The following is an 18457-nucleotide window of genomic DNA, read 5'->3' on the forward strand; positions in this document are numbered from 1 at the left end:
CCACCTGGCACTTTTTCAAAGTGATTAAGCAGAAAAGGAAATTTTAGATCTTATACCCTCTATATAAACAACTTACACCTCGTAAATAAATTAGATCAAACATAAATCAGCAATGGTTGGCACAGATGCCAACCATTGCTTCCGGCAACTCCTTTTTTTCATTGTGACCAAGCTGACCCGAGATCCAAACTATATCTCCGCGGGCTATAGTACGATTGACATCTTGTTCACGGATTAAAATAACCAACTCGACAGCTATTATGCCCACTTCAACCGATTGTTTCTTTCAATAGCCTTTGGCCTGGTCTACATTTGTCTCAACAAAAAAATCAGAACAAAAATTTAAAACAAGAAACAATGAAAACAAAACTTACAACGGTTCTTTTAGCAGCATTCGCTTTAAGTATACCTACCATTGCCAGTGCTCAAAACAACAAAACAACCAGTACTGTTTCAAAAACAGATACCAGTATCCGGCCATTTAAGATCAACATTCCACAGTCAAAGCTTGACGAACTCAAACGACGTATCGCGGAAACGCGCTTTCCCGATAAAGAAACTGTGAATGATGAATCTCAAGGCATTCAATTAGCACAGTTGAAGGAACTGCTAACTTATTGGGGAAAAGGATATGACTGGCGAAAGCTTGAAAAAAAATTGAATGCTCTTCCGCAATACATAACAAAAATTGATGGTTTGGATATCCAATTTATTCATGTCCGCTCAAAAGAATCCAATGCACTTCCGGTAGTCCTTACCCATGGGTGGCCGGGCTCACCACTAGAATTCATAGATGCCATTGGCCCGCTGACTGACCCTGTAAAATATGGCGGAAAAGCGAAAGATGCGTTCGATGTGATTATCCCTGCAATTCCAGGATATGGCTTTTCTGAAATTCCCAAACAAACAGGCTGGAATCCAGACCGTGTAGCCAAAGCCTGGGATGTATTGGTAAAACGCCTTGGCTACACAAAATATGTTTCGGAAGGGGGTGACCATGGATCAGTGATCTCCGATGCACTGGCACGACAGGCTCCAGCGGGGCTTCTTGGAATACACCTTACGATGCCCGCAACAATTCCCGCTGAATTAGTAAAACCGATTAACGCTGGTGACCCAACTCCTATTGGACTTTCAGAAGACGAAGCTAAAGCATATAATGCTCTAAGTACATTCTTTGGAAGAAATGCAGCTTATGGAGGAATGATGGTTACAAGACCACAGACAACAGGTTATCTTCTGTCGGATTCTCCGAGCGCACTTGCAGCATTCTTATATGAAAAAATTGCAGAATGGACAGAAAGTGACCTACAACCAGAAAAAGTAATCCCAAGAGATGCAATACTGGATGATATTACCTTGTATTGGTTGACGAATACTGGTGCTTCCTCTTCACGATTCTATTGGGAAAATAACAACAATAATTTCAGTTCAGATCATCAAAAAACAAAGACTATAAAAGTTCCTGTGGCGATTTCCGTATTCCCACATGAAATCTACCAGGCACCTGAAAGCTGGTCAAAAGCTGCTTATCCCACAATGTATTATTATCATAAAGCTAAAAAAGGAGGACACTTTGCGGCATGGGAGCAACCTCAGATTTTTACGGAAGAGCTTAGAGCTGCATTCAAATCCCTTAGATAATATGGTTTAAGGTTTCAAAAAATTGGAAAAGGGCGTTCATTTCGCTGCTTGGGAGTAACCGGAACGCTTTACAAAAGCAATGAGAAATGTTTTCAGATCATTAAGATCAGATCTGCATAACAAAACAATTTTTTTAACAATTTAAAAGAATAAGAAAAATGAAAAAGCTAGCAATTTTAATGATCGCAGTCCTAATGATATTCTGCGGTTATTCCAAAGGCCAGACTTTCAATAGTCAGGTAACATGGGAATGTATACTCAAAAGAAAATCCACAGACGAAGGGGAAATTTCCATGAAAGCAAAAATACCCCCGGGGTGGCATATGTATGCACTGGGCAATAGCTCCAAAAGCCCCATAAAAATGAACTTTAAATTCCTGCCTGATAAATCTTATGAACTGGTAGGGGAAGTGACCCAACCCACACCACTTCGAAAGTTCGAAAAAGTATTGGGTATTCCTGTAACCTATTTCGAGAACGATGTTGAGTTTAGTCAAAGAATCAAAATAAAAGGAAAGAACGGCACGATCAGGGGGACAATTCAGTTTATGCAATGCAGCGATGAAATCTGCATTCCACCTCAAGACTTCGGTTTTGCGCTCAAAATCTTTAGTTTATAATGGACATATCAAAAATCATTATTTCATCTTTTCATCAATAAAATAAAAATCAATAGCATGAAATCCATAAAAGAGATATTATACGTCTTAAGTCTACCTTTGATCATCACACTGATCATGGCTTTCAAAGGATTTGCAGATGACCATAAATTGGAGAACATCAAAGCAAAAAATACGGATAAAAGCTTCGCCGTCGTCGAATTATTCACTTCCGAGGGTTGCTGGAGCTGTCCTCCGGCAGATGAACTGATCGCTAGGCTCGAAAAGGATAACGAAAACAAAAAACTTTTTATTCTGGCATACCACGTAGATTATTGGGATCATCAGGGATGGAAAGACCGTTTCAGCAAGGCCTGGTTCACAGAAAGACAGAAACAATATGCAACGTGGATGAACCTAAGGACGTTATACACGCCTCAGATGGTAATCAATGGCAAGACAGAAACAGTTGGCTCCGAATCCACCGAAGTATTGCGCAACATTCAATCGGCAATGCTGGAGACCCATGCGGAAAACCTGGTTGTAAAAATAGAAAAATCCGAAGGTGAATCTATTCAGATCAGCTACACGTCAAAATCAGCATCGAAAAACTCAGCAATCCTCATGGCACTTGTTCAAAAGAAAGCCTCCTCGCAGGTGTCAGCAGGTGAAAACGCAGGAAAAGCGCTATCGCATGTACAAATTGTCCGGGATCTACAGAGCCGAACACTTCGTGCCAATGACAGCTTCTCATTCAAACTTCCGGATACAAAAGAAGATTGGGAAATTATCGCTTTTGAACAGAACCAAAATACTGGAGAAATCATTGATGCGACCAGCGTAAGTTTATAGGGAAACCCTGTCCGGTCCAACGGCAGAAATGCTTTATTCAACTTTCAATATGTCCGGTTCAACGCCTTTAATCTTTTCGACTGGCTTTGTTTACTATAATTTTATCAAAACAAAAGAGAAAATATCATGAAGCACGTAAAACAAATAAGAATATTACCCATTGTCTTACTCTGTATATTAGCAGGTTTTATAGCCTTACAGTTTTTCAATGCGCCGATCGAACAAAGGCTGGTGACCGGTCCTATGAAAAATGTACCTAAAGAGGTAGCTCAGGTTTTAGAACGCTCCTGCTATGACTGTCATTCAAATGCTCAAAATCTCACTTTCTTGGATAAACTCGCTCCGATTTCCTGGATCGTCAACAAAGACATCAGGAGAGCCCGTGAAGTAATGAATTTTTCGGAATGGGACAAATTATCCGAAGCTGAGCAAAAGGGGAAATTCTACGCCATATTCAATATGGTTCGTTCCGAAAAGATGCCTCTCCCCTCCTATGCCATGACACATCCGGGAGCTAAACTCTCACAAAAAGAGATTGAGATCATTAAGCAGTTTGCTCTGTCTCTTTCAAAAAAGGACAGTTTTATTCCTGCACATTCGAGCCCTGTGGAAGCTGGTCCTAAAGTAGAACCTTTGCCCACTGCCGTACAAGCTGTAGTTCCAGTTTCTCCCAATGGGATCAGCTACAATGCCGACTTCAAAAATTGGAAAGTGATCGGCATGAGCACGCTCATTGACAACAGCATACGAGTAATCTACGGAAATGACATTGTTGTAAAAGCGATTCAGGAAGAAAATTTTCATCCCTGGCCTGATGGAAGCGCAGTAGCAAAGGTAGTTTTTAAACAGACAAAAAAAGTGAATGGTGAAATTGTACCGGGTGACTTCGTGAACATGCAATACATGGTCAAAGACGGGAAAGAATATACGGAAACTGAAGGCTGGGGATTTGCAAAATTCAATGGACAGGAATTGAAACCAACAGGAAAAACAGCATTGTTCGCACAGCAGTCATGTATCAGTTGCCACAGGCAGCTGGCTGAATCAACAGGTTATCTTTTCAATGTACCACCAAAAGTAAATTCCAGGAAATTAATTGAACAATATTTAAAAACAGCTCAAAATGAAAAAAGTCCTATACATACTTCTATTCAGTAATTTAATTTTTGGCTCATGTGCCAAAAATCCTAAACAGGAAACTGGAAAAATCCGCTTTATGTTTGATCCGGGAAGTCTGAAGTTTATTTCATCTTCATTTAATCCAAACCTACAGACCATGTCTGCACTTTATGGCAACCAAAAGGGAATTTCGGCACTGGAAACAAAACAGGGAATTGCAGGAGTAGAACTTAAGCTCGTGACCTATAAGATGCAAGATGACCCAAATTATTTTGGAAGTAAGGTCAATGGTGAATTGTTAAGTGTCGAGGCCGTTAAAACCGATCAAATGGGAAATCTCGACTATGGAATCGAATTCGGAAAGGTTTCTTCGGATGAATCCAGCAAGCAGCGCATCAGTTCGATCCTTGAATACCAGCCCCTAAAATTACCGCAGTAATTATCCAGCTTAAAAATTTAAACCCACTTAAATATTGACACCATGAATATGCAACTAAATACAATGACCAAGATGCTCACATTTTCCATCATCATGATGATGGGAGCAGGAATCTCCAGATTAAATGCACAAACGTCGGTTAATGAAAAAAAGAGCGAAACAGCAGATACGATAAATTTTGAGCAGACTAAAACTGTCCAAGCTGGGCTTCTAAACGTAGGATATGCTGAAATCGGACCAAGTAAAGGTAAGCCGGTTGTCCTTCTTCATGGATGGCCATACGACATCCACAGCTTTGAACAGTCCGCCGCTATCCTTGCCAAAAAGGGATACCGTGTACTGGTCCCTTATCTTCGGGGGTACGGAACCACAACATTTCTTTCTGCCAAAACCATGCGAAACGGGCAACAGTCTACGGTCGCACTTGATATCATCAAATTTATGGATGCACTGAAAATTGAAAAGGCGATTATCGGTGGGTTCGACTGGGGAGCCAGAACTGCGGATATTATCGCAGCATTGTGGCCTGAACGTTGTTCGGCGTTGGTCGCGGTAAGTGGATATCTTATTGGCAGCCCCAAAGCGAACGAAAACCCGCTTCCACCAAATGCCGAATTTCTATGGTGGTATCAATATTATTTCGCCACTGAACGAGGCTATAAAGGCTACAAAGCAAATACACAGGAATTCAATAAACTGATCTGGAAAACAGCTTCACCAAAATGGAACTTTGATGACCAGACCTATAAACGTTCCTCAAAATCATTCGATAACCCTGATCATACGGATATTGTTATCCATAATTACCGTTGGCGGCTGGGATTGGCCAAAGGCGAAAAACAATACGACGAACTTGAAGACAAACTGGCAAAAGCTCCAGATATTATTGTTCCTACGGTAACCCTTGAAGGAGATGCAAATGGGGCAGCCTTTCCGCCGCCAGCAACCTATGCATCAAAATATAAAGGTAAGTATAAGCATCATACTTTAAATGGTGGTGTTGGCCATAACCTACCTCAGGAAGCACCGGAGGCTTTCGCCAACGCGATAATTGAAGCCGACATAATGGCGCAGTAAACAATGATTATTCATCAAAACAGTATAAATAATTTTAATAACACGCTTAAAAGGCAAAAAAATTGATCATGCAACATTCAACTTACACAAAAATTTATCTTGGCGGACGCATCTTTATGTCATTATGGTTTGGCGCTAGTGGTTTCTTTGAGCTGACAAGGAGCCCGGTGGTCTGGGATATTACACTAAAACTTGGATATCCGGCACATTTCATTCATATACTAGGTATATTTAAAATTGTAGGAAGTATCATTTTCCTTATTCCAAATCGTTTCAATAGGATCAAGGAATGGATTTTTGCAGGGATGTTTTTTGACATCAGTTTTGCTTTCTTCTCAAAGATTGTAGTACTTGGCTTGCCTTCGGCAATCGATGCGATAATCGCCTTTATAGTCCTGGCCATTACGTACTACGCGTTTAACAAAATCCACTTTATTGATTACACGGAGAATTTGTCTCAAGACTAAAAAATGATTTTTTATGAGTTTTGATTTAAATAACCCATAAAAAACATAACTTCAAACAGAAAACAACCTTCATTAAAATGTTTAAACCCAAAAAGCAAATACCTTTTGAAATTTCGGGCCGTCTGATATGGATTAGTTCAATTTCATTAGGAATATTAACCTCAATCCCTAAAATTGTAGACCACCACTTTGTTCTTGCTGAAGGCATAGCCGATTTCGCTGTAACATCCGGTTTTGCCTTATTGATCTGGTATTATAACATCTATTCAATACCTGCTTATACAAAGAAAACAGGCAGTAAAAAAGTACTGTCAGGTCAGCTGTTTAGGGGATTGGGAGTGGGTTTAATACTGATGTTTTTCCTCTCTTCCATTCAATACTATATTCTATCTCACCTAAATTTCGGCCCCCAAATATTAATGTACGAGGTAAGAGGGATATTGATCAACCTAACGTTTTATATGTTTATCCATATATTATACCAGACTTATCTTAATCAACAATTCGTACGCGAACTGGAACGTTCGATGGCTGCAAATCTTGAAGCACAATATGAACTTTTAAAACAACAGGTAAATCCCCATTTTCTTTTTAATAGTCTCAACACCCTAAAATACATGGTAGAGAGCCATGATGAGCAATCTTCGGAATTTATTTTAAAACTTGCTGATTTCTACAGATTTACTCTTGGAAGTCTAAAGCTTAAAGTCCTAACATTAAAAGAAGAACTGGCCATTATGGAATCGTACGTATATCTATTGAAAGCCCGTTTTGAAGAAGGCCTTTTTGTGACACAAAGTCTTGGAAGTGATAGCTATGACACTTACATTCCTCCTTTTACCCTGCAGCTATTAGTTGAAAACTGCATCAAACATAATATTGTTTCGTTGGAGAAACCGCTTTACATTGCAATCTATCAGGAAGAAGATTATTTGGTCATTGAGAACAACCTGCAGGAAAGGAAAATTCCAGAGCCTTCCACCGGAATGGGACTCAAAAATATCAATCAACGGTACCTCCATCTTACCCAGAAAAATATTATCGTTACAGCAACAGACGAAAAATTCATCATAAAACTTCCCATATTATATGAACATCCTAATAATTGAAGACGAAATTAAAGCTGCGCGTTCACTTGAAAATCTGATATTACATTTGCAGCCAAATTCCCGGGTTCTGGCAAAGATCCAAAGTGTCGAGGGCGCTATAGACTATTTGTCCAATAACCCATCGCCAGAGCTTATTTTTATGGATATCCAGCTTTCCGATGGTATTAGCTTTGACATTTTTAAAGCTGTCAAAATCGTATGTCCAGTAATTTTTTGCACAGCTTTCGGTGAATATGCTATGGAAGCTATCAAAGAAAACGGGATTGATTATCTGCTCAAACCATTCTCGGAAGATGATCTTAAAAATGCTTTTGAGAAAGTGTATAATTTTAAAAATATCTTCCAGAAAACCTCTGCCAATGATCTTATAGATATAATCAGTCGGATCAACGATCAAGAAAGTAAAAAAACGAGTTTCCTGGTTTTTAAAAATAATAAATACCTGACAGTCAAAACGGATGATATCGCCTATATTTACATCAACTATACCTCCCCTTCCCTTGTAACCTTTAAAGGCGAACAATATGATGTTAACCAATCTTTGGATCATTTGGGAAGCATCCTTTCCGATAAACAGTTTTTTAGACTCAACAGACAGTATCTCATCAATTTTTCTGCCGTAAAGGAAGTTGAGCATTATTTTGGAAGAAAACTCTTTGTAAAACTGACCGTTCCAACAGAAGAAAAACTTTTGATCGGCAAAGATAAAACCGCCATGTTCCTGAATTGGCTGGAAGAACGTTAGGCTAGTTAGAACGTCAGGTGTGATTATTCTGGATACGCCAACAAACACCCCTTGATATCTTGTTGAAATAGAAAGCTTTTAAACCTAGCAGGCTCCATGGCGTCTGTTAGGTTTAAAAGCCTTTACCGTCACGATAATTTGTCCCGGCAATACATTCAAACAATGAACAAGCTCAAAAAAAGAATACCAATACCAAAATTAAAAACATCGTACCTAGTTGATCTATTTCACTGGAATAAGCCTATTAATTGATCTTGATAATAATCGCGTTAAACTTCTCACCGATCATTTCCAATAGGCATTAAAATGTCTTCTATAAATTTGAAGATCTACACGATATTATAAATAGATAAGCTCCAGGAACTCAAAATAGTGAAGTCATTACAAAATGATGTTTGCTGGTAATTCGAAAAGATACTTTATATTTTTTTGTTGAACTTTAGCCTGTTCTCTACTTTAAAAATTATATTCCCTGGTACTCTATAAAATCAAAATGGGCAGATCACCACTATAGTTGATCTGCCCAGAATTAAAAGTCTAAGCTGCCATTGTTTCCTATCAGATTGCTCATTACTTGTTTATAAAGTCTCTTTTTATTCATTCAATAAGAACTTCAGCGTTTTCCATCGGTCCAAAATGTCCTACATTGTTAAGTGTTAGGGCATAAACCGCACCGAACAGGCTAAATAGTTCATCTTAGACAATGTCCACACAGTTTATGGTTGTTGTATGTAAATGGATAAACGTTACCATAGACTTTAGGCGCATTAATAAGCTTTTTGATATTTAGTATATTATTGTGCCAAAAATGCGAGTGCTTTTGTTAAGAATGCTTCATGATTCTGATAAAAAGCCGCATGTCCAGAATCTGAAAACTCAACTAGTACAGCGTTCTCTAAATTTTGTTTCATATTATATGCATTTTGAACAGAAATTGGAAGATCCTTATCGCCATGAACGATTAGAACAGGTTTTTTAATGGTTTTAATTTCCTCAAGTGCATTTGCATCAGGTTGCGCCCATGCGAGTACTGCAGTAAATTGAGCGGTTGAAGTAGCATCATTTAGTGCCGGATCTCGATCAACAGTACGTAGATGTACACGGGCAAACGACGCTTTTCCTGCCGTAATGCTTGCTTGTGAATCAGTAAATCCGAATTTTAAGTAGGATTCTTCTGCGGTAAGCCCAGCAGTTCCCGCAACAATATTTGGAAGATTCGCAAGACCGATTGCTCCTTTAGGTCCACTATCAGCCAAAATAATCTTATTAACTATCGCTGGCTCTGTTAACACAATTCTTTGGGCGACAAATCCTCCCATTGAGAATCCCATGATATTTACGGTTCCAAGGTTCATTGCTTTGATAAAATCAATAGCGTCATTGGCCATTGCTTGGACTGAATTAGGAGTTGTCCCTTTAGACGAAGCTACTCCCTTGTTATCAAAAATGATTATTTTATATTGTTTTGCAAGTCCATTGGTCACCGCGGGATCCCAGTCATCCATAGAACCACCAGTTCCCGGCAATAATACTAGAGGTATTCCTCCGTCCTTACCCCAGCTGCGATAAGCAAACTCTACTCCTTTCACGCTGATAAAGTTAGTTTTTGCATTGTTATGATTTGCCGGCGACGACTCCTGTTCTGTCGGAAATTCGTTGTCATCACTACATGAAATTGCTACAGCGGAAAAAAGAGATACACATAATGCGCCTGCGATTGTAAATTTTCTAATTGTTTTCATTATTATCTTTTTTAGAATGATTATAAAGCAAACTTCGGTCAATCACACAAGCTAAATAAGGACAAAATAGTTAAACCGGGCAAATTAGCACCCGGATCGGACATTCCAGATGTTAAAGAAAACACTAAAACCCCTACTGTAAAAATTAATTGAATTGAGTTCTATATTGCTGTGGACTTTGGCTTGTTTTTAATTTAAACAATCTGCTAAAGGATTGAGGCTGTTCAAAACCTAATTCAAATGCAATCTCAGCAATACTGAGAGTTGTGGTAGATAACATATTCTTTGCCCGGTAAATCATTTTATCATGGATAATTTGCTGGGTATTTTGACCTGTAAAGTTTCGTAACAGATCACTTAAATAACTTGCTGACATATGAAGCTGGTCAGCTAGGTAATTAACGGTTGGGACTCCACCACTTGGCCCCCTTTCACTATTGAAATAATCCTCCAGCAACTCATCGATACGGTCTGTAAGACTAGGATAGTTTTGTTTTCTGGTCAAGAATTGCCTGTTATAAAACCGTTGTGCATAGTTTAATAACAGTTCAATCTGCGATATGATCACATTATGGCTCATGTCATCTATACGGCTGTCAAGTTCATCTTCTATATCTCTGAATAGCGACAGAATGGTTTTTTTTTCCTTGGCCGAAAGGTGCAATGCTTCATTAGCAGCATAAGAGAAAAAGTGATACTGATGGATCTTTTTTGCCAACGGGTATTGCAGCAAGAAATCAGGATCTATAAGCAGTGTGATCTGTGGACTGAGTATTTCTTGTTCCACAGTTTCCTCTTTATCATTCTCTTCTATTGATGAGAGAATTTGTTGTGGAGCTACAAAAAACAAACCTCCCTCTTTAAAATCAAATTTAGTCTGACCATACATTAATTCTCCCCCGGCATCAGGTTTAAAAGCTATTTTATAATAATTCAATACGTGCGATTTATTGGGTGCACGGCCTTTAAGCGGCTTGTCTACCCCGTTCAACAAAACGATTAAAGGGTGCTTTGGGGGCGGAAAACCAGAGGCATCCATTACTTCAGACAGCGTATGAAATCTTTTTACGGAATGATTCGATTTTTTTGAAGCCATGTTATAAAAATTCTAGATTACAAGTTAAGCAATATTCGCTTTTCCCCACACAAAGAAAAGCGAATAGTAGCTTGTCAAAAATATCTTAGATGGATTAATCTTGGGCCGCTTCTGAAATAGCTTTCCAAGTTTCCCATTCCTGAAGGCGTTCAGCGTAGATTTGTCGGATATGTGGCAGATCATTTTTACCCAGAAGTAATCTCAACGGTGGATTTTCTGCATCTACCACAGCAAATATAGCCTCGGGAGTGGCTGTAGGATTTCCTCGTTTCAGCTTTTGTAAATTTTCCATCAGCCTGCTTTTTAAAGCATCATACTCCGACAGTTTTTTGCTGGCTATTTTTAGCGAATCTGCACTGCCAAATTCAGTATTATAAGCTCCCGGTTCAATCAGCGTTACATTGATGCCAAATGCGGCAACTTCTTTAGATAAACTATCGTAAATCGCTTCAAACGCGAATTTTGAAGAACAGTAATACCCAATAAGAGGATTACTATAAATACCAACAGCGCTGGATGTCCCCAAAATATGGCCATAACCTTGGGCCCGCATTATAGGTAATGCTGCCTGAATCACATGGATAGGCCCTATTATATTGGTTTCGTACATCGCTTTTATCTCATCGGTACTGCCCTCTTCGATGGTTCCTACCAAAGAATATCCGGCATTATTGAACACTATATCTAATCTTCCAAAATATTCGTGGGCCTTGTTAATAGCATTTTGCACGTGTGAGGCATTGGTTACATCCACTTCAAGAATCAATACCTGATCGCCATACTTTTCTTTTAATGTGGAAATACTATTGGCATTACGCGCCGTAGCAGCGACTTTGTCTCCGCGTTTCAAAGCAGCTTCTGTCCATATTTTTCCAAATCCTCTTGATGATCCTGTAATGAACCAAACTTTTTCATTTTGTCTATTTTCCATTTTTTATCGTATTAATGATACTACAAAGCTGGTTCTAAATAAACGTACTTACGTTGCTAAAATGAGGATTATCATAACCAAAATGAGGAAAGTTAAATTTGTAAAGTATTACATCGCTTTATTCTTAAAATACCTAACTTATCATTTATAGTATAAGGAACCTTTTTACCGAATCTAAGATTCAGAAAAATTCAACTAAAATTTTCTTGTTGAAAATTTGTCATTCTCCCCTTGTCGTCAGTCGGTAATTCGAAGGGGAAACATGATATTTGTCGTGAAAACTTTTGGTAAAATTTGCTAGATCATTAAAACCACAATTAAAGGCGATATCCGTGACGCGTTCACCTGTAGCCAAAAGCAGTTGCGCCGCTCTTTCGAGCCTTTTGGTCTTAATATAGTTCGCCGGCGAATCGTCATAGAGTTTTTTAAATTCCCGTTTGAAAGAAGAAACACTTAGATTCGTTTTCTGGGCAAGTTCTTCGATTCCCAGCTGAAAAAATAGATTGGCTTCTATTATCTGTTTGAACGAATAGGTAGTAGAGGAAAAAAGTTGTGAAAGTATGACCTGAATATTTTCGGCATCCCGGGTCTGAGACAATAAAAGAATGATTTCCTTAAGCTTCAAAACAAGAATTTCATCATTTACCAATGACGGGTTTTCAAAGTAAAAAAGCAATCCCTCAATATACTTTTGGATCAGAAAATCGTTATTTACCGCACTTTTACTCTGATTGGTGACCTGATTACTGGGTTTAAAGATCAGCGGAATCTCCTTATCGTATACTTTTTTAAGGACATCAGGATGAAAGGTAACAATGATGATCTCGTTCGCTTTTTGCGAATCGGCATTTTGTATCTGCTGACCGGATGTCAGGCAATTAAGCAATAATGAACGTTGGCTTTCTATTTTCAGATGATCACTCTCTGACCGATATTCAATTTCACCCCGTAACATATAAAGGAAGCAAGCCTGTTCAGAAACCGGAAAAGCAAATTGAAAGGGTGGCTTAAAATCAACTTTCTGAATCAGTGTTTTTCCAAAAAGCTCAAATTTCTTATAGTCTGTAATCATGTAAAAAAAAATAAATATTAAAAGAATGTATCGGTTCTAATTCTCCCCTTCGTCTCCAAAAATAGATAGCAAAGATGACAGAAATAACTGAAAGAACAATACCAGATCCCCCTATATACCAAAGTGGGATATAATAAAATCGGATATTTTTTGAATTTCATAAGATACAGTTTAGAATTATTTACAATTTTACCTTTATTAAAATGCATTTTCAATATAGGGGAAATTCTTTAAAAGGTAATCTTAAAACCTGTTAAAAAATTAAATCGAAATTACAGGTTTGTATTAAGTCAAGCTTTGCAAAAATCGGTTCAATTGTTTGTCAACTTAGATCAAGAGTGGACTGATTTGGGTCAGCCAAAGTGAACTGTATTAAAAATAAATCTTAGTAAGCCTTATGATTGAGGAAATAGCATCATTATCCTAACCAAAGAAATCCATAAAACCAGAAGTGTAGGTTTTATGGATTTAAAATAGCCAAAATAATTATTCAATCCAAAGACATTTGGATATTTTCCTAACAATGTCATTGATTACTCAAAAATTTTAGCGCATAATATAATTATTATTTATTCTTTTTTGCTTCTTGAACTGCATTACTGAACCAATAATGAACAAAACAAAGATTATAAGGATAGTTATTCCAATGATTGGATCTTTTGGTCCCGATGCTATCGGATTTCCAACAGGCACTCTGCTAAATGTTTCATTAATGGTAGGAATTAAGGAAAGAAAAAAACTGAACGATAGAAAAAAGTTTTCTATAAACCGAAAACCATTGTTGCCCTTCTTTCTTTTATATAGAAAATAGGCAACAGATAATAAAATCACGATCAGTAATGCCAGAATATGACCTGGGTTAACCCCTTTGACACTTGATAGACCCAATGCAGTCAAGGACGAAACCAACGTGAAGTAAAAATAGATTTTTCCTGCCAGCGTATCCAGATTGATTTTACCGTTTTTTACTAGGCAAATAATTGCTGACACAATCGCTATGATTCCAATTACGGTATGAAAAATACCCAAATTTGATAAAGCCATAATTTTATGTTTTAATTTTAAATTTTCTATTGATTATTCAAAATTGCGAATCAGAAAAGATTATCTTTTTGCAGATCTGTTCAATTATTTGGCATAATGGTTCATATTCCCTGAACCATTCATCTAAATATAAAAGCTGTTCTAGAATGTTAATCCACTAATTAATTGCTACTTGCTATTTTATTGAAAATTGAAACCAATTCTACCGGTTTCGAAATCAATGAACTATGCCCTGACTCAATTTCAAAAGTATTTTTGATATTTTTTTCGGCTACCTTTGTTTCTGGAAAGAATAGCTGATGGCATTATTCTCTGTGGTATGGATGTCGTATTAATATCTCATACTGCCGATTTCATTTGCAAGTCCACTGTTCTCAAATTTACCTTCGTCCCATTTCCAACAAAACCGGATACAATTTCTCCTTTGGATCAATGAGTGCCCGCCAGGCCTCAAAACGGCTGCCGTAAGTTTCTTTAAAAATTTCGATATGCTCTTTATATGCTGTCATCGTAATATGGCATGTCCAAACTTACATAAAAACCGCTAATTACACAGATGTAACTAAGAAAGCGCACTTTTTCACGACAGATCGCTTCAAACAAGATAATCATAACTTTGAGTCACTATGCTGCAAGTAACCTGTGCGATTATTGAGCAGGCCAACAAGATACTGATCTGGCAGCGGTCGGCTTCAATGGAACTTCCGTTGAAATAGGAGTACTTTAAACAAATCCCAGTCCACTAAATCAAGGTCATCGATTATCGGAAACCGCATTTCGATAGGCAGCTGAAACAAGCGGGTGCAGTCCTCCACTTTTCTTATACTAAATAAACCGAAGGTCGTAATCACTATCGATCGACGGAAAACCCCACCTTAACTTCCAGATTCACAGGCTGAAAGTGTACATACTCTTTCGCTCGTTTCCATCTCCATTAGCTTCTTGATGGTTTATGCTCTCATTTCTTCGTGCTGCATTAACTTTTCATTAACACAAAGATCGATTGTGATGCTGAAGCCTTTTTGCGTATTAAAAATAAGAGCATAAAAACAACAGCACGTCACTTATTTTCAATCAGATACCATTCTTAAGAAAAATAAAGCTTACACATAAATATAAAAATCCGCAGATAGATTTCGTAGCGGAATTCTTATATGGCATAGAATGATAACACCGCTTTTAGTCTGCTTCATTGATGTTTCTCACTTTCACTGCATGCATTGTCTTGAAAATGTCCTGCATGTATTTTCTATGATTGGCCCCAGCTAGGACTACGACTCTTTTAGCCCCTACCATCTTAGCCCGGTTGACAACATTATGACACATTCCCTCATTTCTCATGATCCACCAATGTATTTTTGACAGCATTTCTTCTTTGGGAAACCCATTCATATTATACATATCGGGCAAGTAAAAATCTCCTGAGGCGGAAATCTGTGCGGCCTCATCAGTATTCAACCATTCGGTTATCATATTTGAAGACTTTTCGATATGAGCATATTTCTCAAAACCCTTGTCAATAGCTATCAAAGCCGTTTTCAGATGATTTTTAGAGGAATCGGCTATATCTTTCCTAAACAAGACAAATTTTGCGTCAAATGCTCCCCACGATGCTTGCCAATTCAAATCATAGTCCTGGCAATCCATAGACATCAGTTGTTCTATGCCTAGCTCCTGCATCATCGGGAAGGCTATATAGGCGTATTCAGAAGTTTTTAGCCTTTTCATACTTCGTCCGGTGGTATCTACCCTAGGGCTAAGTAATTTTTCGATATAATTTTCAAATTCGGCATTAGGTTGATGCCGCAGGAAATTATAAACTTGCCAGTATTGATAATGCCCATTTGCCACATCCTGATCAAGATAATAGGCATGCGCTAAATCGGCTTTCACATGATAATCATTTGGCTGCTGCTTTGATCGTTCCTTCAAGCTGTCAACGGTATACTGCAGTAGTACTTCTTTTATAGGTCGATTGTTCCTTAGTTTATGTAGCCGAGTGATATTTGGCTGTTTACACCAATATTCCATCAGCAACCGTTCGTCTTCTCTACTCAAAAACTCGCAAAAAAAGGCATCAGGCTTAAATTTTTTAATTTTATGATGGATGCTGGAAAAATCCTGGGTAGGATATTTACTATAATCATGGGAAACACCTATTAACAAAACCTCAATATCCTGTGCTTTGGCATTGATCGAGATTAAAAAAAATAAATAAAAGATATACTTCATATTTCGTATCCTATTATTCCGTTATTGGAGGTTCTTTATTCAGCTAAAAACTTGATATTACGGATTATAAGCTATATACCAAGCACTTATATCATCTACAGAACTAAAAATACAAATAAATCTGTACAATTTTAACCGCAACGGCCAAATGTTGCTCAATTATTCTTGCTCTATGCATAATTCTAAAGATTAATATTTTCAATTCAATACTTCCTTCAATTTCTGTCCCTCTCGCTGTTTTTCGTTCCTTTTTTACAACTTTAAAAGGAAATAAAGTTATTATTGAATTTTTTAAGAATTAGTAACCATAATTGTAATTTATTCAGGAATATGATGCAAAAACACATGATATTGATACCATGAACCATGATTAAGTGGCAAACTTCCAAAAACAGCTTGGTCATTAACAAAGAAAGGAGAGCTTTCACATGGTGCTTTGTGAACAGTATTTCTTTCCAATAATGCCTTTGCTCGAGTTGATTTAAACAATCTTAAAAATAATTTGGAACCTCGGATAGAACTGCCAGGATTGCGGTATCGTGATTTTCGATAGCGAAGGTAATTCAATTTTCAAGGCTAGCATAGATTATATTTAACGCCGCTCATGCAAAAGATCTTAAGTTTTTGTATAATAAATACTCATAAATTTAGAGGTTGGTTAATTTAATACAGTAAATGTAAGATAGTATTCTACAAAATAGTGTGCTTAGAAGTACTTCTGCATGTTTAGCATATTCCTCTTCACTTTAGCAAAGCTGATTAGATACACTTTGTAATTTTTTGTAATTTTACCCCTCAATACTGGATTTTAAAACCAGATACCTTCTTTAAGAAAGATACAGATATAATGAGCAAGCTATTACGAGAACATTTTGAGAAAATAACAGCTTTAACCGATCAGGAGTTCGATTATATCCTTTCTCATTTCACGACGAAAAAACTTAAAAAGCACCAATTCCTTGTACAGGCCGGGGACCAAGTGAAATACGACTATTTTGTTGTTAAGGGTTTGCTTAAAGCTTCCTTCACCAATAATGATGGCAAAGAACATATTCTCCAGTTTGCTATGGAAGACTGGTGGGTTTCGGATTTCCAGGCTTATTTTAACCAGACCGAAGCAATCCTAGATATTGACTGCATTGAAGCCGTCGAAGTACTATGCCTTTCACTTACTAATCGCGAGAAGCTTTGCTCGGAGATGCATAAAATTGAACATTTCTTTCGCCGTAAATCTAATTTCGGATATATTGCGCTTCAAAGTAGAATCCTTTCCTTACTTAACAGCAGTGCAAAAGAACGCTATGAAGAGCTGCTACAGCGCTCTCCAATCTTATTTCAGCGAGTTCCCAAGACATTAATCGCTTCTTATCTCGGTGTTTCCAGAGAGACTTTAAGCCGCCTCTCTTCCTAACGTGATCTACATCACAAAAATTTTGTGACTTACTTCCTGTCCCACCCTTTCTACAATCATCACTTTTGTACTGTAATCAAACAGTTCAAAAATGAAAATAACATTTAAATATCTTGCCGGAAAACTTATCGCTATGGCACTTGCACTATTTATAGGGGTTGTTAACTCGGCAAACGCACAAGCTCCAAAATCAAATAAAATGAAAAAAATTCTCTTTGTGGTCACCAGTCACGATAAAAAAGGAAGCACTAACGAACCAACAGGATATTATCTATCCGAAGTTGCCCATCCGTGGGAGGTATTGCATAACGCAGGGTACGAAATAGATTTTGTCAGCCCAAAAGGTGGTAAAGCTCCGATAGATGGATTTAATCTGGAAGACAAGGTAAATTATCTGTTCTGGAATAATACGAGATATCGGACAAAAGTCGAAAATACCATGAGTCCTAAACAAATCAAGCCAGAAGAATATGCTGCTATATTTTATGCAGGTGGTCATGGAGCAATGTGGGATCTTGCTGATAACGAAGAGCTCGCTACCATTGCCAAAAACATCTACGAAAACAACGGCATTATAGGCGCAGTTTGCCACGGACCAGCCGCATTGGTTAATATTAAACTGAGCAGTGGCAATTATCTAGTGGACGGAAAAAAAATAAATGCTTTTACCAACGAGGAAGAAAAAGCAGTGAAATTGGATAACATAGTTCCATTCTTACTTGAGACTAAACTGATAGAACAAGGTGCGATATTTGAAAAGTCAGGACTTTGGCAAGAGCACGTAACAGTAGATCAGAGAGTAGTCACCGGACAAAATCCCCAGTCTGCACATGCTGTAGGAGAAGCAATACTATCATTACTTAAATAAACATTTACAT

The 18457-nt window shown here is 37.7% G+C and carries 18 protein-coding genes; 11 read left to right on the top strand and 7 right to left on the bottom strand.

The window, feature by feature from the left end; genetic code table 11:
* The first annotated feature begins 357 nt into the window (after positions 1-357).
* From ABTV71_RS18090 to ABTV71_RS18130, 9 genes are all read left to right on the top strand, one after another.
* Entirely contained in the window at positions 358-1644 is a 1287-nt protein-coding gene (locus ABTV71_RS18090; protein WP_433900575.1) for an epoxide hydrolase family protein, read from the top strand.
* A 158-nt stretch (positions 1645-1802) separates the two neighbouring features.
* Positions 1803-2264 (top strand): protein-disulfide reductase DsbD N-terminal domain-containing protein, encoded by a 462-nt coding sequence (locus ABTV71_RS18095; RefSeq protein WP_121127058.1) that lies wholly within the window; start codon positions 1803-1805, stop codon positions 2262-2264.
* A 57-nt stretch (positions 2265-2321) separates the two neighbouring features.
* Positions 2322-3095: a DUF1223 domain-containing protein gene (locus ABTV71_RS18100; RefSeq protein WP_433900576.1), complete on the top strand. Its 774-nt coding sequence runs from the start codon at positions 2322-2324 to the stop codon at positions 3093-3095.
* Positions 3096-3221: 126 nt separating this feature from the next.
* Positions 3222-4253, top strand: a complete 1032-nt coding sequence (locus ABTV71_RS18105; protein WP_433900577.1) for a heme-binding domain-containing protein — start codon at positions 3222-3224, stop codon at positions 4251-4253.
* Positions 4219-4653, top strand: a complete 435-nt coding sequence (locus ABTV71_RS18110; RefSeq protein WP_433900578.1) for a hypothetical protein — start codon at positions 4219-4221, stop codon at positions 4651-4653. Before ABTV71_RS18105 ends, ABTV71_RS18110 begins: the two co-directional genes overlap by 35 nt.
* 42 nt (positions 4654-4695) lie before the next feature.
* The gene (locus ABTV71_RS18115) at positions 4696-5730 is read left to right on the top strand and encodes an alpha/beta fold hydrolase (RefSeq protein ID WP_433900579.1); all 1035 of its coding nucleotides are present in this window, start codon (positions 4696-4698) and stop codon (positions 5728-5730) included.
* Positions 5731-5798: 68 nt separating this feature from the next.
* Positions 5799-6197: a DoxX family protein gene (locus ABTV71_RS18120; protein WP_121127053.1), complete on the top strand. Its 399-nt coding sequence runs from the start codon at positions 5799-5801 to the stop codon at positions 6195-6197.
* A gap of 77 nt (positions 6198-6274) precedes the next feature.
* Positions 6275-7306 carry a sensor histidine kinase gene (locus ABTV71_RS18125; protein ID WP_121127052.1) on the top strand — a complete coding sequence of 344 codons (1032 nt, stop codon included), beginning with the start codon at positions 6275-6277 and terminating at the stop codon, positions 7304-7306.
* Positions 7287-8051 (top strand): LytR/AlgR family response regulator transcription factor, encoded by a 765-nt coding sequence (locus ABTV71_RS18130; RefSeq protein ID WP_433900580.1) that lies wholly within the window; start codon positions 7287-7289, stop codon positions 8049-8051. Before ABTV71_RS18125 ends, ABTV71_RS18130 begins: the two co-directional genes overlap by 20 nt.
* Before the next feature lie 794 nt (positions 8052-8845).
* On the opposite strand, the gene ABTV71_RS18135 is transcribed toward ABTV71_RS18130, so the two are convergent.
* From ABTV71_RS18135 to ABTV71_RS18165, 7 genes are all read right to left on the bottom strand, one after another.
* Entirely contained in the window at positions 8846-9793 is a 948-nt protein-coding gene (locus ABTV71_RS18135; protein ID WP_433900581.1) for an alpha/beta fold hydrolase, read from the bottom strand.
* A 145-nt stretch (positions 9794-9938) separates the two neighbouring features.
* Positions 9939-10889, bottom strand: a complete 951-nt coding sequence (locus ABTV71_RS18140; RefSeq protein WP_433900582.1) for a helix-turn-helix domain-containing protein — start codon at positions 10887-10889, stop codon at positions 9939-9941.
* A 94-nt stretch (positions 10890-10983) separates the two neighbouring features.
* Positions 10984-11820, bottom strand: a complete 837-nt coding sequence (locus ABTV71_RS18145; protein WP_433900583.1) for an SDR family NAD(P)-dependent oxidoreductase — start codon at positions 11818-11820, stop codon at positions 10984-10986.
* Positions 11821-12040: 220 nt separating this feature from the next.
* Positions 12041-12892: a helix-turn-helix domain-containing protein gene (locus ABTV71_RS18150; protein WP_121127047.1), complete on the bottom strand. Its 852-nt coding sequence runs from the start codon at positions 12890-12892 to the stop codon at positions 12041-12043.
* Positions 12893-13438: 546 nt separating this feature from the next.
* The gene (locus ABTV71_RS18155; protein ID WP_433900584.1) at positions 13439-13936 is read right to left on the bottom strand and encodes a hypothetical protein; all 498 of its coding nucleotides are present in this window, start codon (positions 13934-13936) and stop codon (positions 13439-13441) included.
* 380 nt (positions 13937-14316) lie between these two features.
* Positions 14317-14445 (bottom strand): hypothetical protein, encoded by a 129-nt coding sequence (locus ABTV71_RS18160; RefSeq protein WP_262707666.1) that lies wholly within the window; start codon positions 14443-14445, stop codon positions 14317-14319.
* Positions 14446-15115: 670 nt separating this feature from the next.
* Positions 15116-16168: a DUF5694 domain-containing protein gene (locus ABTV71_RS18165; RefSeq protein ID WP_433900585.1), complete on the bottom strand. Its 1053-nt coding sequence runs from the start codon at positions 16166-16168 to the stop codon at positions 15116-15118.
* Between the two features lie 847 nt (positions 16169-17015).
* Between ABTV71_RS18165 and ABTV71_RS18170 the strand changes: the two genes are divergently transcribed.
* Positions 17016-17579 (top strand): Crp/Fnr family transcriptional regulator, encoded by a 564-nt coding sequence (locus ABTV71_RS18170; protein ID WP_121127044.1) that lies wholly within the window; start codon positions 17016-17018, stop codon positions 17577-17579.
* Positions 17580-17670: 91 nt separating this feature from the next.
* Entirely contained in the window at positions 17671-18447 is a 777-nt protein-coding gene (locus ABTV71_RS18175) for a type 1 glutamine amidotransferase domain-containing protein (RefSeq protein WP_433900586.1), read from the top strand.
* Positions 18448-18457 lie beyond the last annotated feature (10 nt).

It is taken from the genome of Sphingobacterium puteale (assembly GCF_050986225.1).
Taxonomy (GTDB): domain Bacteria; phylum Bacteroidota; class Bacteroidia; order Sphingobacteriales; family Sphingobacteriaceae; genus Sphingobacterium; species Sphingobacterium puteale.